At 52.8% G+C, this 24794-nt stretch carries 25 protein-coding genes; 5 read left to right on the top strand and 20 right to left on the bottom strand.

Annotated elements, in window-relative coordinates; translation table 11 throughout:
• From bamB to NAI64_RS06335, 18 genes are all read right to left on the bottom strand, one after another.
• The gene (bamB, locus tag NAI64_RS06420; protein WP_269298897.1) at positions 1–1158 is read right to left on the bottom strand and encodes an outer membrane protein assembly factor BamB; all 1158 of its coding nucleotides are present in this window, start codon (positions 1156–1158) and stop codon (positions 1–3) included.
• A gap of 4 nt (positions 1159–1162) precedes the next feature.
• On the bottom strand, positions 1163–1810 hold the full coding sequence (locus NAI64_RS06415) for a YfgM family protein (protein ID WP_269298895.1): 648 nt from the start codon (positions 1808–1810) through the stop codon (positions 1163–1165).
• Between the two features lie 11 nt (positions 1811–1821).
• Entirely contained in the window at positions 1822–3186 is a 1365-nt protein-coding gene (gene hisS, locus NAI64_RS06410; protein ID WP_269298893.1) for a histidine--tRNA ligase, read from the bottom strand.
• An 18-nt stretch (positions 3187–3204) separates the two neighbouring features.
• A complete protein-coding gene (gene ispG / locus NAI64_RS06405; RefSeq protein ID WP_407946918.1) occupies positions 3205–4437 on the bottom strand; it encodes a flavodoxin-dependent (E)-4-hydroxy-3-methylbut-2-enyl-diphosphate synthase in 1233 nt (410 codons plus the stop codon).
• A 42-nt stretch (positions 4438–4479) separates the two neighbouring features.
• Positions 4480–5493 (bottom strand): helix-turn-helix domain-containing protein, encoded by a 1014-nt coding sequence (locus NAI64_RS06400; protein WP_269298889.1) that lies wholly within the window; start codon positions 5491–5493, stop codon positions 4480–4482.
• A 92-nt stretch (positions 5494–5585) separates the two neighbouring features.
• The gene (rlmN, locus tag NAI64_RS06395; RefSeq protein WP_269298886.1) at positions 5586–6749 is read right to left on the bottom strand and encodes a 23S rRNA (adenine(2503)-C(2))-methyltransferase RlmN; all 1164 of its coding nucleotides are present in this window, start codon (positions 6747–6749) and stop codon (positions 5586–5588) included.
• Between the two features lie 63 nt (positions 6750–6812).
• Positions 6813–7238: a nucleoside-diphosphate kinase gene (ndk, locus tag NAI64_RS06390; protein ID WP_269298884.1), complete on the bottom strand. Its 426-nt coding sequence runs from the start codon at positions 7236–7238 to the stop codon at positions 6813–6815.
• 116 nt (positions 7239–7354) lie between these two features.
• The gene (locus NAI64_RS06385) at positions 7355–8812 is read right to left on the bottom strand and encodes a DegQ family serine endoprotease (RefSeq protein WP_269298882.1); all 1458 of its coding nucleotides are present in this window, start codon (positions 8810–8812) and stop codon (positions 7355–7357) included.
• A gap of 182 nt (positions 8813–8994) precedes the next feature.
• Positions 8995–9537, bottom strand: a complete 543-nt coding sequence (gene rpoE / locus NAI64_RS06380; RefSeq protein ID WP_407946917.1) for an RNA polymerase sigma factor RpoE — start codon at positions 9535–9537, stop codon at positions 8995–8997.
• 122 nt (positions 9538–9659) lie between these two features.
• A complete protein-coding gene (locus tag NAI64_RS06375; protein WP_331282611.1) occupies positions 9660–10154 on the bottom strand; it encodes a protein YgfX in 495 nt (164 codons plus the stop codon).
• Between the two features lie 70 nt (positions 10155–10224).
• Positions 10225–11463, bottom strand: a complete 1239-nt coding sequence (gene fabF, locus NAI64_RS06370; RefSeq protein ID WP_269298990.1) for a beta-ketoacyl-ACP synthase II — start codon at positions 11461–11463, stop codon at positions 10225–10227.
• A gap of 37 nt (positions 11464–11500) precedes the next feature.
• Positions 11501–11740, bottom strand: a complete 240-nt coding sequence (gene acpP, locus NAI64_RS06365) for an acyl carrier protein (protein ID WP_005875666.1) — start codon at positions 11738–11740, stop codon at positions 11501–11503.
• A gap of 148 nt (positions 11741–11888) precedes the next feature.
• Complete coding sequence (fabG, locus tag NAI64_RS06360; RefSeq protein ID WP_269298877.1) at positions 11889–12641, bottom strand: 3-oxoacyl-ACP reductase FabG; 753 nt, start codon at positions 12639–12641, stop codon at positions 11889–11891.
• The gene (gene fabD, locus NAI64_RS06355; RefSeq protein ID WP_269298875.1) at positions 12638–13570 is read right to left on the bottom strand and encodes an ACP S-malonyltransferase; all 933 of its coding nucleotides are present in this window, start codon (positions 13568–13570) and stop codon (positions 12638–12640) included. Before fabD ends, fabG begins: the two co-directional genes overlap by 4 nt.
• A 33-nt stretch (positions 13571–13603) precedes the next feature.
• Positions 13604–14590: a beta-ketoacyl-ACP synthase III gene (locus NAI64_RS06350; RefSeq protein WP_269298873.1), complete on the bottom strand. Its 987-nt coding sequence runs from the start codon at positions 14588–14590 to the stop codon at positions 13604–13606.
• Positions 14587–15696, bottom strand: coding sequence for a phosphate acyltransferase PlsX (plsX, locus tag NAI64_RS06345; RefSeq protein ID WP_269298871.1), 1110 nt, complete (start codon positions 15694–15696; stop codon positions 14587–14589). Before plsX ends, NAI64_RS06350 begins: the two co-directional genes overlap by 4 nt.
• A 118-nt stretch (positions 15697–15814) precedes the next feature.
• Positions 15815–15997, bottom strand: a complete 183-nt coding sequence (rpmF, locus tag NAI64_RS06340) for a 50S ribosomal protein L32 (RefSeq protein WP_269298869.1) — start codon at positions 15995–15997, stop codon at positions 15815–15817.
• A gap of 89 nt (positions 15998–16086) precedes the next feature.
• Positions 16087–16587 carry a YceD family protein gene (locus NAI64_RS06335; protein ID WP_269298866.1) on the bottom strand — a complete coding sequence of 167 codons (501 nt, stop codon included), beginning with the start codon at positions 16585–16587 and terminating at the stop codon, positions 16087–16089.
• A 100-nt stretch (positions 16588–16687) separates the two neighbouring features.
• On the opposite strand from NAI64_RS06335, the gene NAI64_RS06330 reads away from it, so the two are divergent.
• A complete protein-coding gene (locus tag NAI64_RS06330; RefSeq protein WP_269298864.1) occupies positions 16688–17305 on the top strand; it encodes a Maf family nucleotide pyrophosphatase in 618 nt (205 codons plus the stop codon).
• Positions 17302–18063 carry an SAM-dependent methyltransferase gene (locus NAI64_RS06325; protein WP_269298862.1) on the top strand — a complete coding sequence of 254 codons (762 nt, stop codon included), beginning with the start codon at positions 17302–17304 and terminating at the stop codon, positions 18061–18063. The genes NAI64_RS06330 and NAI64_RS06325 overlap by 4 nt, the downstream gene beginning before the upstream one ends.
• A gap of 29 nt (positions 18064–18092) precedes the next feature.
• Here the strand turns inward: NAI64_RS06325 and NAI64_RS06320 are convergent, their stop codons facing one another.
• Together NAI64_RS06320 and NAI64_RS06315 are read right to left on the bottom strand one after the other, a co-directional pair.
• Positions 18093–18989, bottom strand: coding sequence for a 23S rRNA (adenine(2030)-N(6))-methyltransferase RlmJ (locus NAI64_RS06320; protein ID WP_269298860.1), 897 nt, complete (start codon positions 18987–18989; stop codon positions 18093–18095).
• Between the two features lie 72 nt (positions 18990–19061).
• Positions 19062–19937 (bottom strand): LysR family transcriptional regulator, encoded by an 876-nt coding sequence (locus tag NAI64_RS06315; protein ID WP_269298859.1) that lies wholly within the window; start codon positions 19935–19937, stop codon positions 19062–19064.
• Positions 19938–20077: 140 nt separating this feature from the next.
• On the opposite strand from NAI64_RS06315, the gene NAI64_RS06310 reads away from it, so the two are divergent.
• The 3 genes from NAI64_RS06310 (at position 20078) to acnA (ending at position 24535) form a co-directional block, all read left to right on the top strand.
• Positions 20078–21052, top strand: coding sequence for a 2-dehydropantoate 2-reductase (locus NAI64_RS06310; RefSeq protein ID WP_269298857.1), 975 nt, complete (start codon positions 20078–20080; stop codon positions 21050–21052).
• 240 nt (positions 21053–21292) lie between these two features.
• On the top strand, positions 21293–21739 hold the full coding sequence (locus NAI64_RS06305; protein WP_269298856.1) for a hypothetical protein: 447 nt from the start codon (positions 21293–21295) through the stop codon (positions 21737–21739).
• Between the two features lie 72 nt (positions 21740–21811).
• Entirely contained in the window at positions 21812–24535 is a 2724-nt protein-coding gene (gene acnA / locus NAI64_RS06300; RefSeq protein WP_269298855.1) for an aconitate hydratase AcnA, read from the top strand.
• Positions 24536–24794: the final 259 nt, after the last annotated feature.

Raw genomic sequence — 24794 nt, 5'->3', positions numbered from 1 at the left:
TCAATCCAGGGTAAACGCCTGCAACGACCCATCACGTGTCTGCACAATCAACCGTTCGCCCATCACAACAGGTGTCGCCAGAATGGGCGAGCCATCCGTTTCGATCCTTGCATCGAACGAACCGTCATAACGCGAGAGGAAATGGATAAATCCCTGACCGTCTCCGACCGCTACATCCGAACGGTACGGCACGGGCGTCGTCAGACTGCGGTAGGTCATTTTGTCATTGCGCCAGACACTCTGGCCGCGCAAGTTGGAAAATGCATATACCTTGTCGTTTGTATCGACAGCATAAACGTGTTCTTCATCGATGCTGACACCGACCTTGCTCGAAAATCCCTTGACCCAGAAAGTCGAGCCGGACACAACGTCGAAACATCCCATCCGCCCCTGATAAGCGGCGACACAAACCCCCTGTCCGTATATGGCCGGTGTGCCGGACATGTCCGCAATGCGTTCCAGCTCCGTCGCCCCCTTCGGATCTCCGATCGGTATTTCCCAGCGGATAGCACCGGTATTGATCATCATCGAGATCATGCGTCCACCTGGCAAGGCAACGATCACCGTCGGGCCGACAGTCGCAATACCCGGAGAAGCGCGCAACATCAGCGCCGGTGCGCGATATGGTACGATCCAGCGACGTTCGCCGGTATCGACATCGTAGGCCGAAATCTTGTTGTCCATGCTGCGCACGACCACCAGGCCATGTGCGATGATCGGTGTCGTCAGAATTTCCGTAGAGACGGGTACCTTCCATTTTTCGTTGCCACCGGAATCCAGTGCAATCAGCGAACCTTTCACACCGGCAACCACTACCGTATTTCCGTCAGTTGCGACACCGGTCGTCAGATCCGTATCGACATCGCGGCGCCAGACTTCAGCACCATTTGAAGGATCGACCCTGACTACGGTACCATCCGCCGCGGCTGCATAAACTGCGTCAAAAACGACAGCCGGTTCGAAAACATAGTTTCCCGCTGATCCGACATTGACTGACCATAGGCGATGAGGGGTCTTCGACGGCGAAAACTGCACCAGTTCCGCCGGCGGATTTCTCGGCGGCGGGTCCGAAAACCAGTCATAGATGGCACAGCCGCCCAACGACAGCGACAATGCCATGCTTGCCCATACAAGTATCGATCTCAACTGCTTTTTCACGGAATCATCCTTTGGCATCAGGTGAAACACCCAGTTCTTCCAGTTTGAGCTGGATCAGCTGCCTTCCCGGATCGTTCTGATCCGCCTTGTCCAGTGCGGCACGATAGGCTGTTCTGGCTTCATCCAGTCTGTTTTGTGCCACATAGAAATCTCCTTTCCGGTCTTCGACAAGACTTGCGAAAGCAGTCGGGAAATTGGCCGAAAGCAGGCTCAAGCCTTCGTCATAGGCTTTCTCGTCAAGCAGGATACCTGCGAGCCGGATACGAGCGATCGCCTTGTAGCCATCCTGTTTGGCATTATCGACCACCCATTTGAGCTGTTCCTTGGCCACATCGGTATTGTTGTCCTCATATGCCATTTTGGCGGCAACCAGCGTGACCATCGGCGCATATGCCGTACTGCCGAATTTTTCCTGGGTATCTTTCGCGACACGCAAGGCTCTTTCATTGTCATCAGCCATGACGGCATTTTGCATTTCGTAATACAGCTGGGATGCCTGTGCCGCCTGTTTGCGCTGGTAATATCCCCAATAGGCATAAGCGGCATAGCAACCCAGGGCGATAATCAGCACCCAGGTAATCCAGTTGCCATGCTTTTTCCACCATGCCTTGATGGATTCCAGTTGTTCCTGTTCTTCCAAATCGTAAGCCATTTTCGTTCCGATCAATGAATACAATGACCATGTGACGAATGATCGTCACCACAATCGCATTCGCCGACAATCTGTTCGACCAGATAATCGGCGACCTTTTCGAACGGCACGGCAGACTGGTTATCGCCTTCCTTGCCGGCACGTAATGCCTTGACACTGGCCTGACCGCTCCTGATTTCATCTTCGCCGATCAGAACGGCAAATGCGGCACCGCTTTCGTCCGCACGTTTCATCTGCGCCTTGAAACTGCCACCGGAATTCATCGCCGTACAATAAAGCATGACATCCAGTCCGGTATTGCGCAGCGATTCCGCCAGTACCGTGGCTTCCAGCAACGCATCATTTCCCTGATGGGCGATAAACACATCAACCTGGTTGGATATGTTCATATCGCCTTTGGCCTTGAGCAACTCGATCAGGCGTTCGACACCCATGGCAAAACCGCAGGATGGCGTAGGACGCCCTCCGAACATTTCAAAAAGCGGATCATACCGGCCACCGCCACAAACGGTACCCTGTGCGCCGAGTTCCTCGCTGATCCATTCGAAAACGGTCCGGTTATAGTAATCCATTCCGCGGACCAGTCTCGGATTGATCGTGAAAGGTACATTGTTGCGTTGCAAAATCTTCTGGACACCTTCGAAATGTGCCAGAGAATCCGGTCCCAGATAATCCAGCAGTTTCGGCGCGGCATTGACCATATCCTGCATGTGCGGATTCTTCGTATCCAGAATCCGCAAAGGATTACTGTGCAACCTGCGCCGCGCATCCATATCCAGCAGATCCAGATGCTGTTCGAAATAGGCGATCAGGTCGCTGCGGTGACGGTTGCGTTCCTCGGCGTTGCCGATCGAATTGAGTTCCAGCCGGATATTGTCCAGTCCGAGATCGTCCCACAAACGACGGCACAGCAAAATCAGTTCGGCATCGATATCCGGCCCGGGAAAACCAACCGCTTCGGCACCAATCTGGTGAAACTGGCGATAGCGACCACGCTGCGGACGCTCGTGCCGGAACATCGGACCGGTATACCACAAGCGTTTCGGGCCATTGTATGTCAGATTGTGTTCCAGTACGGCTCGCACGACACCTGCGGTACATTCCGGACGCAACGTCAGCTGGTCACCGTTGAGGGAATCCTCGAAGGAATACATTTCCTTTTCCACAATATCGGTCACCGCACCCAGTCCGCGCGCAAAAAGCGCTGTTTCTTCAACGATAGGCGTCCTGATACGCTGATAGCCATAGCTTTTCAGCACCGATTCGACGGTATTTTCCAGCAATTCCCAAAGAGGAGATTCATCGGGAAGAATATCGTTCATTCCCTTGATCCCCAGGATTTTCCTGACCTTTTTTGTCTTGTTTTCTTCCGACATGTTTTTAACTGTTTTTCTTCAATCTGTTAGCTTTTTCCCGAACCGGGATTCGACATAATCCACAATCATTTGCTGAAACTGCCTGTCAATATCGTCGCCGCGCAAAGTCGCCGTTTTTTTGCCGTCGGCAAAAACGGGAACGGCAGGCGATTCGCCTCTTCCGGGCAGGCTGATGCCGATATCTGCATGACGCGATTCACCCGGGCCGTTGACGATACATCCCATCACCGCCACACGCATCGTTTCCACCCCCGGAAAACGCCGTTTCCAGTCAGGCATCTGTTCTCGCAGGAAATTCTGGGTATTGTCGGCCAGTTTCTGGAAGAGATCGGACGAAGTCCGGCCACATCCCGGACACGATACCACCATGGGAATGAAATTGCGCAACCCTATCGTTTGCAGCAATTCCTGCGCCACAACGACTTCTTTCGTCCGTGGTTCCCCCGGACCGGGTGTCAGCGAAATGCGGATTGTATCGCCAATTCCTTCCTGCAACAACACGGACAACGCCGCTACCGAAGCAACGATGCCCTTGCTGCCCACGCCTGCCTCCGTCAATCCGAGATGCAATGCGTAACGGCAACGGCGTGACAATTCCCGATAAACCGCGATCAGATCCTGCACGCCTGATACCTTGCATGACAATACAATATGATCCGCCGGCAATCCCCATTGCACTGCCCTGTCCGCGCTTTCGATGGCCGATGAGATCAATGCCTCATACATCACACTCTGGACCGGCCAGGGTTTCGTACGTCGTGCATTTTCATCCATGAGCCGTTCCAGCAATCCCTGATCGAGACTGCCCCAATTCACACCGATACGAACCGGCCTGTCATAACGGCAGGCCACCTCGATCATCTCGGCGAAATGAAGGTCTCTTTTCGCCCCCTGACCGACATTACCCGGATTGATACGATACTTCGACAGCGCCTGCGCACATTCCGCATATTGCATCAGCAGCAAGTGTCCGTTGTAATGGAAATCACCAACCAGCGGAACATCGTAACCTGCCGCATCCAGCCGCTCGCGAATCGACGGCACGGCCTGTGCAGCCTCCGGCGTATTCACCGTCATGCGTACCAGTTCGGAACCAGCGTCTGCCAACGCCATCACCTGACGAACCGTGGCGTCCACATCAGCCGTATCGGTATTGGTCATGGATTGCACCACAACCGGTGCACCATGACCGATATTCACGGTATTCGCACGATATCTGATCTGTACGCCATATGTTTGTCGCCTTGGCATCATGCCGGCAACGAGCGGTTCGGAGCGAATATCCATTTCAGACTACTTCAGACTGATTCGTGCCACCGCATTGACGGCCCTGGATTCGAGATCGACAGGCGCTCCCTTGAACGTCATATGAACCCCCGGTGCATAACCGACTATGACCGTTACCGGACCATTTACATCCAGCGAACGCTGTTCACCCGGCAAACCCATATATTCCGCCAGCACGGTACCATCCTGCCCCTGAACCCGAACCCAGGATTTTCCGCTGAAATTCATATCCAGTCGTGATGCGGCATTCGATACGGCAGCTGCGGTACCCGAAGCCTGTCCGGACAGCTGCTGACCGACCTTGCTGTCGGATGGTTGTACAACCGCAGCTGTCGGCGCTGCCGTTTTTTCATTACCGCCACCAATACTTGCCTGCTGGCTTTCCTGCCCTTTTTCTTGCGCAATCTGCGTATTTTCCAGTGTCTTCTGTTCCTGTCCCTTCGTTTCCGGTTGCATTTCCTGTGCTGAAGGTGTTGCCGGAGCGGATACGGCAGGCTGCTTATCCGTCTTCACTGCCTGCCGGTCTGATGAAAACAGCTTCATGTTCCAGGCGACTATCGCCGCGATTACCAGTATGATCAGTACAATGATGATCTTTCCCGTCAGACTGCCTTTCTTGCGGAAAGAAACCTGATTTTGCACAAACGGTTCTCCCGCTCGCGTCGAAACTCCCTTGCCGGGAAGCGTTGCATATGGATTGCTTTCGCGGAACATGGCGACGAGCGGTTCCGGATCGACTTTCAGAACACGCGCATAAGCACGGACAAAGCCACGTGAAATAGCGATTCCGTGCAGAGCATCGTAATCATCCGCCTCAAGCGCCTGCAGCTGTCGCAATGTCATTTTGAGCCTTGATGCAATCTGTTCTTCGGCAATGCCTGCAGCCTTGCGCTTGGCTGCCAGGATAGCACCAGGCTTCTGTTTATCGACCCCTTCCGGTGTCGCACCGGCATCCGGCCCTGTTTCCATGACGGTCTGCTGTGAAGTTTTTTCTGTTTTATCGCTCTGTACGTTGTCCATTTAAAGCACCATCCTAGAAAAAGCACTTGCGTCAATCGTGAGAAAATCCATATCGTTGTCCGACGGACAACAGCGATATTTCCGGTGCCGTTTCAGCAATTACTCTGAAAACGGTAATTTTGAACAATCGATACGGGCATCATCCCGCTTTCAGCCATTCTTTCTTTCACTCTGGTCCGATCCTTGATCTCGCCTGCCAGCAACCCGCAGGCAGCATCGATATCTTCTCCCCGCGTCTTGCGTACCGTCGTCACGATACCTGCATCCTGAAGAATTTTCGCAAAAGCTGCAATACGCTCGTCGCTGGAACGCTTCAGTCCCGGCATCGGAATGGAATTGAACGGGATCAGATTCAGCTTGCATGATACCGGATCGGAACCCGTCTGAACCAGTTGCACCAGTTCCCTGGCATGCGCATCCGTATCGTTGATGCCATCAAGCATGCAATATTCAAATGTAATGAAATCACGTGGTGCATATTCCAGATAACGGCGACAGGCCGCCATCAGCTCCGATAGCGGATGCTTCCTGTTGAGCGGCACCAGCATATCGCGCAATTTGTCATTGGGCGCATGCAGCGAAACCGCGAGTGCGACGGGGCACTCCCTTGCCAGTCTGTCGATCATGGGAACGACGCCGCTGGTCGATACCGTCACCCTGCGTCTGGACAAACCATAGGCATTGTCGTCAAGCATCAGTTTCAATGCACTGACACTGGCATCGAAATTGAAAAGAGGTTCCCCCATGCCCATCATCACGACATTGGAAATCTGACGTTCACCCTTGCCTTCCGGCATGTTTTTCGCCCGACGCAATGCAAATTCGGCCATCCAGAGCTGGCCGATGATTTCCGCAGGCGTCAGATTGCGGCTGAATCCCTGCTTGCCAGTCGAACAGAACAGACAGTTGACGGCACAGCCCGCCTGTGTGGAAACGCACAATGTTCCGCGGTTGTCCTCGGGAATATAAACCGTCTCGATGGCATTGCCCTGACCTACATCGAGCAACCATTTCCGTGTACCGTCAGCTGAAGTATGGTCGCGAATAACGACCGGCGCCCTGATCTCGGCGCATTTTTCCAGTTTGCCGCGAAGCGATTTCGCCAGATCGGTCATCTGCGCAAAATCACTCACACCGAACTGGTGAATCCAGCGCTGAAGCTGTTTGGCACGAAAGGGTTTTTCGTCCAGCGTCTTGCAGTATTCAATCAGCTGGTCAGGGCTGAAACCCAACAAGTTTGTGCACGCTTCATTCATGGATATACCTGACACTATGTCCTGCATCCGCCTTTTTTATGGCGAATACAGGAGATGACAAGATCAACGGACGCAAATCTGCATCGACGGGAAGAAATAGGCGATTTCAACGGCTGCGGTTTCCGGTGCATCCGAACCGTGTACTGCATTGGCATCGATCGAATCAGCGAAATCGGCACGGATCGTTCCCTTTTCCGCTTTCTTGGGATCTGTTGCCCCCATCAGTTCACGATTTTTCGCGATGGCGTTTTCGCCTTCCAGAACCTGTACCATGACAGGGCCGGAAATCATGAATTCGACCAGATCATTGAAGAAAGGACGTTCTTTGTGAACAGCATAAAAACCTTCAGCTTCCGGGCGGGACAACTGAACCATGCGTGCTGCAACGATCTTCAGTCCCGCTTCTTCAAAACGGGTATAAATCTTGCCGATCACATTCTTGGCGACTGCATCGGGCTTAACGATTGACAAGGTACGTTCAACTGCCATTTTGACAAAACTCCACTATCTGAAATAGAAATCCAAAAAAAGACTAGCTTTTCATTTTAGCACGGATACCACGCAAAATAACGGCCCCAACCTTTACCGGTGGTCCCGCAAGGGAATCATTGATTGCCTTCCGGTTTGACGGTGACATAAGAAATCATGTTGTTTCTCTGGACCAGCAAAACGACTGCCTTTTTCCGGTCAAGACCCGAAACCAGTCGCTGAAAATCACTCTGGCTGCCAACATCCGTATTATTGACGCGCAAGATAATATCTCCGCGGCGGATACCGCTGGCGGCTGCCGGATTGCCCGCCGCAGTCACCATAACCCCCTGTTTCACACCATAACTTTTCTTCTGCGATGCCGTCATATCAGCTACAGACAAGCCGAGTACCTGCGATGCAAGTGCCGGATTGCGATTATCACCGCCCTTTTGTTTTGTAACGGAAGAATCGGATTCCATGGCGGAAACCGTTACCGGCATCGTCATGGTTTTTCCTTTGCGCCATACGGACAGTTCTACCGTCTTGCCAGGCGTCGTCTCACCGACCAGTCTTGGCAATTCCGAGATCTTGTCGATCGTCTGACCGTTGAATTTCAGGATAATGTCACCGGCTTCGAGCCCTGCCTTCCCGGCGGGCGATCCTTCATCGACGCGCACGACGAGCGCACCCTGCCTGTTCTGCAAATTCAGTGCCTTGGCGGTTTCCTCATTCAGTTCACCGACCTGTACCCCGATCTGGCCTCTCGTCACTTTTCCTTGTGTCTTGAGCTGTTCGGATACACGAAGCGCTTCGTCGATCGGCACCGCGAATGAAATTCCCATATATCCGCCGGAACGGCTGTAAATCTGCGAATTGATGCCGATCGCCTCGCCTGCCATATTGATGAGCGGGCCACCGGAATTGCCTGGGTTGACCGCGACATCCGTCTGGATAAGCGGCAAATAGTCCCCTGTATCTCTTGCCTTGGCGGAAATGATGCCGGCCGTCACGGTATTTTCAAGTGCGAACGGCGAGCCGATCGCCAGAACCCATTCACCGGCACGAATGGCCGATGATTTTCCTGTTTTCAGACATGGCAAATCCTTGCCGTCGATTTTCAGCAAGGCGACATCTGTCCGTTTGTCCGAACCGACGACTTTGGCCTTGAATTCACGGTTATCCGTCAGTCTGACGAAAACTTCATCCGCATTGTCGATGACATGGTGATTGGTCAGGACATATCCGTCCGGCGTGATGATGAATCCGGACCCCATCCCGCGACGTATGTGTTCTCTTTGTTGCTGCTGTGCCTGCGGACTGTCAGGACGAGGCACGCCGAAAAAGCGGAACAGGTATTCCTGGAAATTTTCATCCATCTCATATACAGGATTGCGCCTTGCCTGAATCTTTTCCACCGTCCTGATATTGACAACGGCAGGTCCCACTTTTTCAACCAGCGCTGTCAGATCCGGCAAACCGTTTACCATCCCTGCCGAAGCGCCACAAACTGTCTGCATCGGCATCGCCAATACCAGAACACCTGCAAAAAGGCATATCAGCCTGCGAAAAAAACGGAAATTTTGTACTTTCATGACTCGAGCCTTAGAAAAACGCCTGCGTAACAACACACCCGGATTATGGCCACAACAAAACGGATAACCATAGCGGATATATTGTCGGTATTTTACATGCAAGGAATCAATCTGCACCGACCGCATACCGTCTTTCTCATATCCATCGGAAACAATTGCCGACACAATCACAGAAGAGACGACTACCAGCGTATATGCTCAGGCGTGCCCAGTAATGGGCGTAACCTTGTCGCGATAGATTCACGCGCACGGAAAATACGGCTTCTGACCGTACCGATCGGACATGCCATGACCGAGGCGATTTCATCGTAACTCAAGCCTTCTATTTCTCTGAGCGACAATGCCGTTCTCAAATCATCTGGCAACTCATCCATCGCCATACTGACTGTCTGCGCCACCTGTTTGGAGGCCAGCAGCGATTCAGGCGTTTCGATATCCCTGAGGTACTCTCCTTCTTCATGAAAAGCAAAATCCTCAGCACGCATATCGACCGATAACGGAACCTGCTTTCCACGGGCATCCAGAAAATTGCGTGCGGTATTGATTCCGATTCGGTACAGCCAGGTATAAAACGCGGAATCCCCCCTGAACTGCGGCAATGCACGGTAGGCCTTGATAAACGTTTCCTGCACCACATCTTCCGCTTCGCTCTGATTGCTGACGAGCCGTACGACAAGTCTGAACAATCTCCGCTCATATTTTGTCACCAGCATATCGAAAGCCATTTTGTCGCCTTGCAGGACACGTTCGACAAGCCGTTTGTCTATGTCACGTTCAGTCGCCACGATGGATACCTCATTTCATGCAACTGTCCGTAACCGTCGTACGTTACATCAGTGCAAAGTGTTCATGAAAAACCTGTTTTTTTATGAGCATCGAGCCACCTGCATGCGACGTAGAGTTTTCTGAACGCCCCGGGCTGTACCGAATCGGACAAAACAATCAGTCTGGTCGTCTCGCCGGATTCCGTTTCGAGGTACAGAATCAGCAACCATGGCCAGATCGTCGAATGATCCGCCAATCTCAGGATACCGTTTTCACAATCAGGATTTTTTTTCGCAGAAGTCACGAACTCATACCGTTTATCTTGCTTCAAACGGATTTGTCCGTTTCCGTAAATATCAAGCGTGAACGTTTTTCCCGTTCTGAACAGTGCGATAACCAGCAGTGCACCCGCCGACAGGAATGCACAAACCAGCACCGCTTTCCCATATGAAACAAAAGTACCTGCCCTGTCGAACAAAACCAGTACAGCCGTCAGAAAAAAAATGAAAGCCATTGCCGCCATAAGTATGGAAAGGTATCGTGAAGATTTTATCTGTACGGAAACAGCAATGGACATCGTGTATAACCGGAAAAACAAAAGCCACATTCACCTGACGTGAATGTGGCTTTGCCAAAACCCTGAAGTCTTAAATCCTGCCGAATATCAGCGAACCATTGGTACCGCCAAAACCGAAAGAGTTCTTCAATGCGTAATCGATACGCATATCTCTTGCCGTATTGGCACAATAGTCCAGATCACATTCCGGATCCTGATTGAAAATATTGATCGTCGGAGGCGCGACCTGATTGTAAACAGCCAGCGCCGTAATGACGGATTCCAGTCCACCGGCGCCACCCAGCAGGTGACCGACCATCGACTTGGATGAACTCATCACGATCTTCTTGGCATGTTCACCCAGCGAACGCTTGACCGCTACCGTTTCGGCCTTGTCTCCCAACGGCGTGGAAGTGCCATGCGCATTGATGTAATTGACCTGATCAGGATTGATCTGTGCATCATTGATCGCTGCATTCATGCAACGGCTGGCACCACTTCCATCCTCCAGCGGAGCGGTCATGTGATTGGCATCGGCGCTCATACCGAAACCGACGATTTCGGCATAGATTTTGGCGCCGCGTGCCTTGGCATGTTCATATTCTTCAAGAACGAGAACACCGGCACCCTCACCGAGAACAAAACCGTCACGATCACGATCCCACGGTCTGGATGCCGTTGCCGGGTCATCGTTTCTGGATGACAACGCCCGTGCGGACGCGAAACCACCGATACCCAGCGGCGATACCGTCGATTCGGCACCACCGGCGATCATGATATCCGCATCACCGTAAGCGATGATACGTGCTGCGAACCCGATGGAGTGCAACCCCGTCGAGCATGCCGTAACAATCGAAAGATTCGGCCCCTTGAATCCATAACGGATCGAGAGGAAGCCGGAAATCATGTTGATGATCGAGGATGGTACGAAGAACGGGCTGATCCGGCGCGGACCGCGTTTTTCCAGTTCAGCATGCGTTCTTTCGATCATGGGCAAGCCACCGATGCCCGATCCGATATTGACGCCGATACGGTCTGCATTTTCTTCCGTAACGACCAACCCGCTATCCTCGATAGCCTGGATACCCGCTGCCATCCCATAATGGATGAACGTATCCATGTGGCGCGATTCTTTGCCTGGAATATAATCTTCCAGCTGGAAATTTTTCACCTCGCCGGCAAAGGTCGTGCTGAAAGCGGAAGCATCGAATCGGGTGATGGGTCCAATACCGGATTTACCCGATGTTACTGCATTCCACATATCAGCTACATTGTTGCCTACAGGCGAAATACATCCCAGTCCGGTAATAACGACCCGGCGTTGTCCCATACGGCTCAAGCTGTTCTCCCTGTTTCAGTATGTTTTATCAGGACTGCATATTGGCTTTGGCATAATCGACGGCCTGTTGGACGGTCGTGATTTTTTCAGCCTGTTCGTCCGGAATTTCAATTTCGAATTCGTCTTCGAGTGCCATGACGAGTTCTACAGTATCAAGCGAATCTGCACCCAGATCGTCGACAAAGGACGATTCCAGTTTGATTTCATCTTCAGCAACTCCCAATTGCTCAGCAACGATTTTTTTTACACGTTGTTCGATATCGGACATTTCTTGGCTCCAGTTAATAAAAAACACAAATTTCAGAAAGTGCGCGCATTTTAACAGGTTTGCGCAAAAAATTTCACTGCACAGGTTAAGTTCCGGCTATGTGAAGCACATTATAGTCAAAAATTCTGTCAACCAACGACCGGCACGGTCAGTTCATGAACATACCGCCATTGACATGCAACACCGTTCCGGTGATATATGATGCCTGCGGCGATGCCAGAAAGGCGACTGCAGCCGCAACATCTTCCGGACTGCCGAAACGTGCCAGCGGAATCTGTTTGAGCAGATTGCCTGTGACTTCCTCGCTCAGCGACTTCGTCATATCCGTATCGATAAAACCCGGTGCGATACAGTTTACGGTAATGCCTCGGCTGCCCACTTCACGCGCCAGTGCGCGGCTCATGCTTTCCACGCCGGCTTTCGATGCCGCATAGTTCATCTGTCCCGCATTGCCGATCGAACCGACAACCGATGTGATATTGATGATCCGGCCACCTTTCGCGCGCATCATGCCACGCAAGACGGCACGGGAAAGACGGGCAACTGCTGTGAGGTTGACTGCAATGACTTTGTCCCATTCCTCGTCTTTCATGCGCATGGCCAGCTGATCCTGCGTGATCCCGGCATTGTTGACCAGAATGTGGATGGCGCCGTATTCCTTCTGGATTTCATCGACGACCTGACGGGAACGCTCCGCATCGCGGACATCCAGCACGATACCCTTTCCGGCATCCGGACGGACTTTCGCCAGATCTTCCGTAATATGCGCAGCACCGGCTTCGGATGTCGCGGTACCGATCACGGTTGCGCCATGTGCGGCCAGTTCCATTGCAATGGCATGACCGATACCACGTGATGCACCGGTTACCAGCGCGATTTTTCCACTCAGATTTTCACTCATTTGAGCGCCTCCAGCACTTTGTCGAGGGATGCCTGATCCACGATAGCTTCACCCGTAAGCGAGCTGTTGATCCGTTTGCACAGACCTGCCAGCACTTTTCCGGGACCGCATTCGACGATATGGGTAATTCCCATGGATGCCATTTTTTCGATGGTTTCCACCCAGCGAACCGGGCTGGCTGCCTGACGGACCAGCGCATCCTTGATGGCCTGCGGATCGTCGATGATCGCGACATCCACATTGTTGATCAGCGGAATCTTCGGAGCGGAGAAAGTCAGGTTGGCCATATATTCCGCCAGACGATCCGAAGCAGGCTTCAGCAGGGAAGAATGAAACGGTGCCGACACCGGCAGCATCAGTGCGCGTTTCGCACCCTTGGCCTTCGCAGCGGCACATGCGCGGGTCAGCGCGGTTTTATGTCCGGCAATCACGATCTGCGTCGGCGAATTGAAATTGGCCGGTTCGACCACTTCACCCTGGGCTGCTTCCTGACATGCCGTCTTCAACGAATCGCTGTCCAGACCGATAATAGCTGCCATACCGCCTACACCGACAGGCACAGCCTCCTGCATGGCCTGTGCACGGAAACGGACCAGTTTGACCGCATCCGCAAACGGAATGACGCCGGCTGCAACCAATGCGGAAAATTCACCGAGGCTGTGTCCCGCAATCACTTCCGGAACAGCACCGCCGGCCGCGATCCATGCCCTGTAAAAAGCAACGGATGACGTCAGCATGACCGGTTGCGTGTTGGTCGTCAGATCCAGTTCTTCCTTCGGACCCTCGGCAATCAGTTTGCCCAGATCGAAGCCGAGAGCATCGGACGCTTCGGCAACGGTTTCCTGTACGACTGTATTACCGGCAAAGCCGTTCAGCATTCCCACAGCCTGGGACCCCTGTCCCGGAAAAACAAAAGCAAATTTAGGCATAGCTCCGTCTCTTCTATCAATCGTCAAACAATCTTACATTCTGATGACCACAGCACCCCATGTCAGTCCGCCACCGATAGCGGCGAGCAGGATATGCTGTCCCGGTTTGATACGGCCGTCACGCACTGCGGTATCGATCGCCAGCGGAATGGATGCCGCCGATGTATTGCCATGCTGGTCGACCGTTACGATAATCTTCTCTGAAGGAATGTCCAGTTTCTTGGCGGAGCTCTGCATGATCCGGAGATTGGCCTGGTGCGGTACCATCCAGTCCACATCCGTATTTTTCAGTCCTGCTTTTTCCAGAGCTTCCATGCCGACCTTGTCCAGCCAGGTCACCGCCAGCTTGAAGACGGCCTTGCCGTCCATATAAACGAATCCCTTGCCGTCGATAGCACCGTTATTGAGATGTCCCGGCAAACTCAGGATATCCCCATAATGTCCGTCGGCATGCAATGCCGTGGACAGAATACCCGGCTCTTCAGACGCTGCCAGCACGACCGCTCCGGCACCGTCACCGAACAGCACACACGTCGTCCTGTCGTTGTAATCAATGATATGCGAATAGGTTTCAGCGCCGACGACCAGCACCTTTTTGTACGTACCGGCACGGATGAAACTGTCCGCTACCGAAAGGGCATACAGGAAACCGCTGCACACGGCCTGTACATCGAATGCGGCACAGTTGCTGGTGATACCCAGTTTTTTCTGGACCATACAGGCCGTACTCGGAAACCCGCCGAAAAAATCGGAAGTGGACGTCGCCACGATCACCATTTCAATATCGTTGGCCTGACACCCTGCCATTTCCAGGGCCTTTTCCGCTGCTTTCGCGCCCAGATCACTGGATACCACTCCCTGATCGGCATAGTGGCGCGACAAAATCCCGCTGCGGGTCCTTATCCATTCATCCGATGTTTCGACACCTTTTTCAGCCAGCATGGCTGCCAGTTCATCATTGGTAACACGTTTGGGGGGCAAGTAGCTGCCAGTACCGATTATTTTTCCGTAGATGGTCATACTGTTTCTTGTTCCTGTATCCCGTTTTCTTTTTTGAATTTTCCTGCTGCCTGATGATCCTGCGAATTCCGTAGCAACTCGGCCATGGTATTGGAGATTTTTTGCAAAACACCACGCTTGACGGCGTCATGCGCACGCTGGATAGCACATCCATAAGCATAGACATCGGCTCCGCCATGACTTTTGAAAACCAGCCCGCGCAACCCGAGCATGCATGCCCCATTGAATCTTGACGGATTGAGACGCTGCCGCACTGATTTCAGCGCTCTGCCTGCAAGAAGCGCACCCAGCATGCTGACGAAACTGCTTTTGAGCTCCGAAACCAGTACATCGCGGAAGAAACGTCCGAGTCCCTCAATGGCTTTCAGCGTGACATTGCCGGTAAACCCATCGCAGACAACCACATCACATGTACCTTCGAATATATCGTTGCCCTCGACGTTGCCACAAAAATTAAGTGTACCATTGTCGTGTTCCGTGTGGAGCAGCTCGCCAGCCTTTTTTACGACCTCGTTCCCCTTGATCGATTCCGTCCCCACATTGAGCAGACCGATTCTCGGATGGGGATCACCTTCGATATTGGCAAACAATGCCGACCCCATCAGCGCGAACTGATGCAAATGTTCGGCTTCGCAACCGACATTGGCTCCCAGATCCAGCACATAGGTCGGTCCGTTTTTCTGGTTTGGCAAAATGGCGCAGATCGCCGGCCTGTCGACGCCCGGCATGGTCTTGAGCACATAGCGGGACACAGCCATCAACGCACCGGTATTGCCTGCCGAGACACAGACATCCGCCTCGCCGGTCTTGACCAGCTCGATCGCCACACGCATGGATGAATCTTTTTTGCGGCGGAGCGCAACTTCAATCTTGTCGTCCATCCGGACGAGTTCGGAAGCATGTCTTATCGTGATACGCGGATGATTTTCGGCTTTGTGTTTTTTCAGTTCTGCCTCTATCAGATCCTGCTGGCCAACCAGTATGAGATGTGCGGTCTGTTCCTGTCCAAGAAAGGAAAGAGATGCCGGAATCGTGACACTCAATCCATGGTCTCCGCCCATGCAATCAATTGAAATTCTTACAGTTTTTGTTTCGTTCTCAAGCACGCTCAAACCGGATTTTTTCTCCGTCCCCCTGCAATACCCAGTCTCGCAAAAATAGCAATAAAAAAGGCGCCAGGTAGATAACCTATTGCGCCATTGATTTCATCAGCATTCCGGATGCTTACTGATCGTTTTTAGTATTCAATACTTTTTTGCCACGATAAAAACCGCTTGGGCTGATATGATGGCGACGATGCTTTTCACCGGATGTCGGTTCGACTGACAACTGGACCGCTTCCAGCGCATCGTGAGAGCGATGCATACCACGTTTCGAAGGCGATTTCTTGTTTTGTTGGACTGCCATAATTACTCCTGAATCAAAATTTCGAAAAATTCTAACACATCCATCCTGTCATATTGTCACAAAATGGAATGCCTATTGTTTTTTTGTTGTCAACCTTTTGTTTTGAGGGCTTTCAACGCCGAAAACGGTGATTCGCGCTTTTCCTGCCACTTGCCGGCCGAGGTATCTGGGCAGACCTCATGTCTTGGCGACAGCGGCAACGCCAGAAGCGCCTCGTCTTCGACCAGATCCCTGACATCCACCTTTCCGTCCGTGACGATCACCTCGACAGCCTCACCGTCCTCAAACGATTCTTCCATCTCGTCCGCTTCCTCTTCCGTGCGTGCAACCGCCACGACGGTTTCGGAATCCAGTTTGCAAACCAGAACTTCCAGACACCGCTGGCATACCAGCGGCATGTTTCCTGAAACATGTATGAGCAATCGCGGTTTCTGACGGTTATCCAGAAAACCCGCCACCTCCCACGACAGTTCACCTGCCTGGCTTGCGCAAACTGCCGCCAGCCTTTCCAGACCGGAAACAGGCGTATGCCCGCCAATACGTTCACCGTTTTTGCAAAACGCAAAGGGATCGATCAGAAAAGAATCCATAGCTCGACCAGAGCGTAAAATTCATAATTTTAACAACAATATTTCTTATACGTCAAAGCTTTAGTACACTATCTGCATTTTAGCCACTTCTTGTGCCAACATGTTATCCGATTTCCCATTGCATCTCGTTCTCGCCTCCTCCTCAAAATACCGCAAGGAATTGCTCACCCGATTCGGTTTGCCTTTCACGACCGCAAGCCCTGACATAGACGAAACGCCGCTTCCTTCCGAATCACCGGCGGAAACCGCACTGCGTCTGGCATGCCTGAAAGCGAAGGCGATCGGCAAACAGTTTCCGGATGCCGTCGTCATCGGTTCCGACCAGGTCGCGGAATGCGAAGGGGAAGCCATCGGAAAACCCGGCACGTTCGAAAACGCATTCGCCCAACTGAAAAAAATGCGCGGCAAAAAGGTGGTTTTCCATACAGCACTGTGTGTATGGAACGGACGTGACGCCTGTCCGGACGATACCCTGCAAAAAACGACGGTTGATACCTGTGTCACGTTCCGCAATCTGCCGGATGACGAGCTTCAGGCGTATCTGAAAACAGAAGAACCCTATGATTGTGCCGGCAGCGCAAAAAACGAAGCTTTGGGTATCGTGCTGCTGGAAAAAATCGAAAGCGACGATCCGACTGCCTTGACCGGATTGCCCCTGATCGCGCTGACCACCATGTTGCGACGCTGCGGCGTCACCTTTTTCCCGAAAAAATCATGACACGAAAAGGCACACTGTATCTGATTCCCAATACATTGGGAGAAGAATCCGACGGCCATGCCCTTTTCGGCATTTTGCCTGAAACTGTCGCAAGAATTACCGCATCCCTGGATTATTTCATTGTCGAAAACGCGAAATCCGCACGTGCCCATCTGAAACGGGTCGACAAAATGCATCATCTCGGGCAACCGCTCCAGCAAATCCGGATGGCTGAACTCAACGTCAGAACAGACAAGTCAAGACTTCCCGAATTGCTCGAACCGCTCTTGTCGGGACAGGATGGCGGCCTGATCTCGGAAGCCGGCGTCCCGGCTGTCGCGGATCCGGGTGCCGATCTTGTACGCCTTGCCCATGAAAAGGGCATTACCGTCAAACCGCTGGTCGGCCCTTCGTCCCTGCTGCTGGCATTGATGGCCAGCGGACTGAACGGCCAGAGTTTCGCTTTCAATGGCTATTTGCCGACGGATACCGAACAGCGTCAGCGACGTATCCGTTCGCTGGAAGAACGCTCGCGCCATGACAGGCAAACCCAGATTTTCATCGAAACGCCTTACCGAAACGACACTTTGCTCAAGGCATTTTGCACGTCCTGCAAACCGGATACCCGATTGTGTGTCGCCACCGATCTGACTCTGTCTGCAGAATCCATTCAGACCTTGCCCGTGGCTGCCTGGAAAAAACGGATCGAAAAAGGACAAATGCCGGATTTCCAGAAAAAACCGACGGTCTTTCTGCTGCTGGCGAACTCGCCTGACTGACATATGCTGTTGTGCACCGTCTGCCGCAATCAGCGGGACGGTGCCGCAACACCGGCTTCCAGTGTAAAACCTGCCCCTGCATCCTTTTGCAGCAATCGCACCAGCAACGGCAACGCTTCTTTCAGCGATTCCGCCAGTTTCCATGGTGGATTGACGATAAACAGGCCACTGGCGACAAAACCCGTTCCATCCGGGACAGGGCTGGCAACGCGCAACGTGACATGCAACCATTCCCGTGAAACCGCCTGTTTGAGCTGACTGGCGAACCTGCGTGACTCGGGTCTTTGCAACACAGGATACCAGACAAGATAGGTTCCCGTCGGGAAACGTCTGATGGCGTCCTGCAAGGCCTCGATCACTTTCCTGTAATCCGCCTTGTCCTCATAGGGCGGATCGATCAGAACGACCGCACGTCTCGATGGTGGCGGCAGCTGTGCCTTGAGTGCAGCGAATCCGTCCTTTTTTTCGACAATCGTCCGCTTGCCGCGAACTGGCGGCAATCCCCGTTCCCGCCTGTCACGTGCCAATTCAGTCATATTTCTGTCCAGCATCCCGATCTCGGTCGGATGCAACTCGAAAAGACGCAACCTGTCCTGACTGCGCAATATTGCATCGGCAATGAACGGCGATCCCGGATATATTGCAAGCTTTCCGTCTGTGTTCAGGGCACGCACATACGACAAATACTGTACCAGTGGCTCCGGCAAATGCGCTTCATGCCACAGTTTGCCGATACCGGATGCGAATTCTGCGTTTTTCATCGCCGCTTTCCCATCCAGTGCATACACTCCTGCACCCGCATGGGTATCGATATAAAAAACCGGCGTTTCCTTCTGGCATGCACGCACCAGTGTCTGCACCAGTACAACGTGTTTCAAAACATCGGCATGATTGCCGGCATGGAAAGCGTGCCGGTAGCTGAACATGGCAAAATCCTGGTCTGAAAAAGATAAAAAGGTTGGTTATTTTAACGCCGCTCCCACAATTTGCCGTACCGTTCAAAACAGTTCCAGAAAAAGTTTGGCGGCACGTGACAGACGTTTTTCCTTCTTCCAGATAATCGCCGAAGACGATTCAAGCTGGCATCCGGAAATCGCCATCCTGTGAAAATCTTCAGCGGGTCTGACCGACAAGGTCGATTCCGGCAAAATCGCCATCCCGATTCCCTTGTCAACCAACGCCAGTATGGCTGAAATATTGTCGCTCTCGCAAACGATATCCGGCGATATTCCCTTGTTTTTCATCTCGTCGACGACCATATCATGGCAATAAATACCTGCCTGTCTGTGCATCAGGATCAGCGGAACAGCGCCCAGCTCTTCAAGCGTCAGCGCATTTTTGCCCTGCCATCGCGCATCATCCTGACGAGCGACCGCCAGCCAGGATTCCGTCAACAACGGCAATTGTTCATAAGCACCCGCCGGTACCGGCAACCGAACGATGCCGAACTCGATCATATCGGATTCCAGCAATTCAAGAACGCGGAATGTATTGCCTTCACGCCACTGGAAACGGACATACGGATATTCCTCATGAAAGCGCGCGATCCGCTCCGGAATATACATATTGCCGATCGCGGGCGGACTGCCGATCGCCAGTATGCCATTGACGCCATATTCGACATCTTTCACTTCACTGGCCGCTGCCTGCAACATGCCGAGAATCTGTTCGGCACGCTGATAAAACACACGTCCTGCCTGTGTCAATGACAAACTGCGCGTATTGCGATCCACCAGTTTGACGCCCAGTTCTTCTTCCAGCAATTTCAGCTGGTAACTTAACGGCGGCTGCGCAATATGCAAGCGCTGTGCCGCACGACTGATCTGCCCTTCTTCCGCAATGGCACAAAAATACCGAAGCTGACGTATATCCATGACTTACCTGTACAATATATATTTATTAAGTATGAATTATAAACTTAAAAAGTATTTTTTATATAAATATCTGCTGTGTATACTGTTAACTGTTACGGTTATTCCGTTATTTTTTGCAGAAAATACAAGGAGATGGCGATATGAAAATCTGTATATTCGGTGCAGGTGCCATTGGTGGCTACTTGGCTGTTGAACTGGCTCTGGCTGGCAATGATGTTTGTGCCATCGCACGTGGTTCCCATCTGGAAGCCATCCGGAAAAACGGCCTGACGCTTTTGATTGATGGCAAGGAAAAAAACGTGAAAATTCCGGCCAGCGACAATCCGGCTGATTTCGGGCCACAGGATTATGTGATCTGTGCCCTGAAAGCACACCAGTCACATGAATCGGCAGCCCAGTTCGCTCCCCTGCTTGGCCCCGATACCGCGATGGTCACCGCGATGAATGGTATTCCATGGTGGTATTTTTACAAGGAAGGAGGCCCGTTCGAAGGCCGCCATCTGGAATCGGTCGACGCGGGGGCACGCCAGTGGAACCTGATCGGCCCAGAAAGAGCCATCGGCTGCGTGGTCGATCCTGCCTGCGAAGTCATCGCCCCAGGTGTCATTGAACACCATGAATTCAACCGCTTCATCCTTGGCGAACCAGACGGCACGGAATCGGAACGCGTCAAAAAACTCTCTGACGCCATGAAACAAGCGAACTTCGACGCACCGATCCGGAATGCAATCCGCTGGAATGTCTGGCTCAAGCTATGGGGTAATGTCTGTTTCAATCCGATCAGTGCCTTGACGCATGCGACACTGGACCAGATCACATCAGGTGCACTGCGCGAAGTCTGCAAGAAAGCCATCTATGAAGCCAAGGCGGTTACGGAAGCACTCAATATTTTCATTCCTGAAGAAATGATCGAACGACGGCTCAACGTCGCTGGCAAGGCGGTCGGCCACAAGATGTCAATGCTTCAGGATCTCGAACGGAACCGTTCCATGGAAATCGACGCACTGGTTACTGCCGTACAGGAACTGGGACGTTTGACCGGCACCCCCACGCCGACCATCGACATCCTGCTTGCGCTTGTCCAGACACGCGGCCAGATCGCCGGGTTATACTGAAAACCGTTTTTTCCTCAACCTTCCGGAGCCAATCCGGAAGGTTTTTGTGGGACTGAATCCCTTGGCAACGGCCGTAACTGCCGCATCTTCCGTCAAATTCCCCGCTTTTTGATTTATTTATCCCGAAACGGAAAAAAATCAGGAAAATACCATGCCAGCGCTTGCGATATTAGCCGCATGCCTATTATTATAGTGGTATGCGGAATTCCGCATATCCACTCTTTGAACGAGGCTACAATTATGCAAAAATTTCTGGCTGCCTTTTTCGTTGTTGCAGGTTTCACGCTTCCGCTGACTTACGGTGTTGCACAGGCTGAGCCTGTCAGCAAAACCGCCAAGAAACCTGCAAGACAGGCTGCAACGACAACCCAGGATTCGGAAGCCATCAGTGTAGCGGGACTGACCAGTTCACAGTACAGCTGTGAACTGGGCAACAAGTTTACCGTTTACAAGAAGTCCGATGACCCGAGCTTCATCAACCTGCAATGGCGCAACAAGATGCATCGCATGCTTCGCAAAGCGACAACAACCGGAGCCGACCGTTACGAAGACAAGCAGACCGGTCTGGTCTGGATCAACATTCCGGCAAAAAGCATGTTGCTGGATATCAAAAAGGGAAGTCAGCTGGCCAATGAATGTCGCAATACTGAACAGCGCAAAGCGCTGGCAGCTGCAAAACCCAACTGATCCATCGTTTGTAACCTTTTTTCTGTATGAATAACGAATGGCCCTGTCAGGGCCATTCGTTTTGGAGTTTTCATGTCCCACGTTTTCCAGAATACCCTCAAGACATTCCCGGTCTCGAAAGATAAGCAAGGCTACTTTTACTCTATCCCCGAACTGGGAAAAACCCTGGGCATCGACCTGTCACGCCTGCCTGTTTCCATCCGTATCGTTCTTGAATCCGTATTGCGCAACTGCGACGGCAAGAAAATCACTGAAGAACATGTCCGCCAGCTGGCGAACTGGAAACCGGGTGAAGAGCGCACCCATGAAATCCCGTTTGTCGTCGCACGCGTGATCCTTCAGGATTTCACCGGTATTCCGTTGCTGGTCGATCTGGCTGCCATGCGGAACGTCGCGGTACGTACCGGCAAGAATCCGAAAAAAATCGAACCGCTCGTTCCGGTCGATCTGGTTGTGGATCACTCCGTACAGATCGACTATTTCCGCCGTAACGATGCACTTGATCTCAACATGAAACTGGAATTCAGCCGCAATCGTGAACGTTACCAGTTCATGAAGTGGGGCATGCAAGCATTCGATACGTTCGGTGTCGTACCTCCAGGCTTCGGCATCGTCCACCAGGTCAACATGGAATATCTGGCACCCGGCGTCCACAAACGAGACGAAGCGGGAACCGGCAACGTTTACTATCCGGATACCCTCGTCGGAACTGACTCTCATACCACCATGATCAACGGTGTCGGTGTCGTCGGCTGGGGTGTCGGGGGTATCGAGGCAGAAGCCGGCATGCTGGGGCAACCAGTTTACTTCCTGACGCCTGACGTCATCGGCATGCATCTGAGCGGCAAACTCCGCGAAGGCTGTACGGCAACCGATCTGGTTCTGACGATCACCGAACGACTGCGCAAGGAAAAAGTCGTCGGTAAATTCGTCGAATTTTTTGGCGAAGGCGCTGCATCGCTGTCCGCAACCGATCGTGCCACCATCGCCAATATGGCCCCTGAATACGGCGCCACCGTCGGCTTCTTCCCTGTCGACGATGCCACGATCCGTTATTTCCGCAATACGGGACGTACCGATGAAGAAGTCTCGGCACTGGAATCCTATTTCAAGGCACAAGGGATGTTTGGCATTCCGAAAGCCGGCCAGATCGACTACACCCGTGTCGTCGAACTGGATCTGGGCAGCGTCACCGCCTCGGTCGCCGGTCCGAGACGGCCGCAGGACAGAATCGAACTGGGCAACCTGAAAAAACGCTTCACCGAACTGTTCGGCCTGCCGGTTTCCGATGGCGGTTTCAACAAAAAGGCGGACGAACTGGCCAATACCTACCGGACACGCGATGGCGAAGAACTGCGCAATGGCGATATCCTGATCGCCGCCATTACCTCCTGTACCAACACCAGCAATCCCGCCGTATTGCTGGCTGCGGGTCTTCTGGCGAAAAAGGCTGTCGAAGCCGGTCTGGAAGTTTCTCCGCGCATCAAGACCTCGCTTGCTCCTGGATCGCGTATCGTCACTGGCTATCTGGAAAAAGCGGGATTGCTGCCTTATCTGGAAAAACTCGGCTTCACCGTCGCCGCCTATGGCTGCACGACCTGTATCGGCAACGCAGGCGACCTGACGCCTGCCATGAACGAAGCCATCATCGAAAACGATGTAGTCGCGGCCGCTGTCCTCTCGGGCAACCGCAATTTCGAGGCACGTATCCACCCCAATATCCGCGCGAATTTCCTGGCATCGCCTCCCCTGGTCGTAGCCTACGCTATCGCCGGAAATGTCAATCGTGATTTGACGACCGAACCGCTCGGCAAAGGCAAGGATGGCAAAGACATTTATCTGTCAGACATCTGGCCGACTTCACATGAAGTGGCAGAACTGGTACCGCTGGCGCTGGACGCTCCGACTTTCCGCAAAAATTACAGCGCTATCAAGTCCGCTCCCGGCGAACTCTGGCAACAGATTTCCGGTTTCGCCACGGGCGACGTTTACGACTGGCCACAATCGACCTATATCGCTGAACCGCCCTTCTTCAACGGTTTCACCATGGAAGCAGGTCCGGCTTCGGCTCATATCACCGGGGCGCGCGCACTGGCGCTTTTCGGTGACTCCATCACGACCGACCACATTTCGCCTGCAGGTTCCATTCAGGAAAAAAGCCCGGCAGGCCAGTGGCTGCGCGAACACGGTATCGCCAAGGCCGACTTCAACTCTTTCGGTTCCCGCCGTGGCAACCATGAAGTCATGATGCGTGGCACTTTCGGTAATGTCCGCATCAAGAACCTGATGCTGCCAGCAGCACCTGACGGCAGTCGGCGGGAAGGCGGTTACACGCTGTATCAGCCGGACGGAGCGGAAATGTCAATCTTCGATGCCGCCATGCGTTATCAGAAAGAAAACGTACCGACCATCGTCATCGGTGGTGAAGAATACGGTACCGGTTCTTCGCGAGACTGGGCGGCGAAAGGCACCCAACTTCTGGGCGTCAAGGCTGTCATCGCCCGTTCGTTCGAGCGGATTCACCGTTCCAATCTGGTCGGCATGGCAGTTCTGCCACTCCAGTTCACAGGCAATGACAGTGCCGCTTCGCTGGGATTGCGCGGCGACGAAACCTTCGACTTGCTGGGACTGGACGACATCCAGCCTTTGCAGGACGCTACACTGGTCATCCACCGTACCGACGGCACCACTACCGAAGTTCCATTGCTGTTGCGTATCGATACCCCGATCGAAGTTGATTACTTCCGCCACGGCGGTATCCTGCCATACGTATTGCGTCAACTGCTGGCAGACTGATCGCCATTGACCAACATTGCAAAAGGGCAGCATTCGCTGCCCTTTTTGATGTCTGCAAACCTCTATACGATAAAAACATCCTTCGTGCCCCTATCAATACAGCCACCGACACCACATTTCCATTTTCCGCAAGGAACGCCTGAGCGTGTTTTTCTTGCCACGCCCATACCATCCCGACACATTCCGCATAAGCCGGACCGTAAAAAATACGTGAAAAAATCGTTATTTTTATATTAAAGTAATCCTGTTGCACTGTACG

It is taken from the genome of Oxalobacter paeniformigenes (assembly GCF_027158465.1).
In the GTDB taxonomy this organism is placed as follows: domain Bacteria; phylum Pseudomonadota; class Gammaproteobacteria; order Burkholderiales; family Burkholderiaceae_D; genus Oxalobacter; species Oxalobacter paeniformigenes.
The sequence above is the reverse complement of the archived record's forward strand: the minus strand, read 5'-3'. Positions and strand labels throughout refer to the sequence as shown.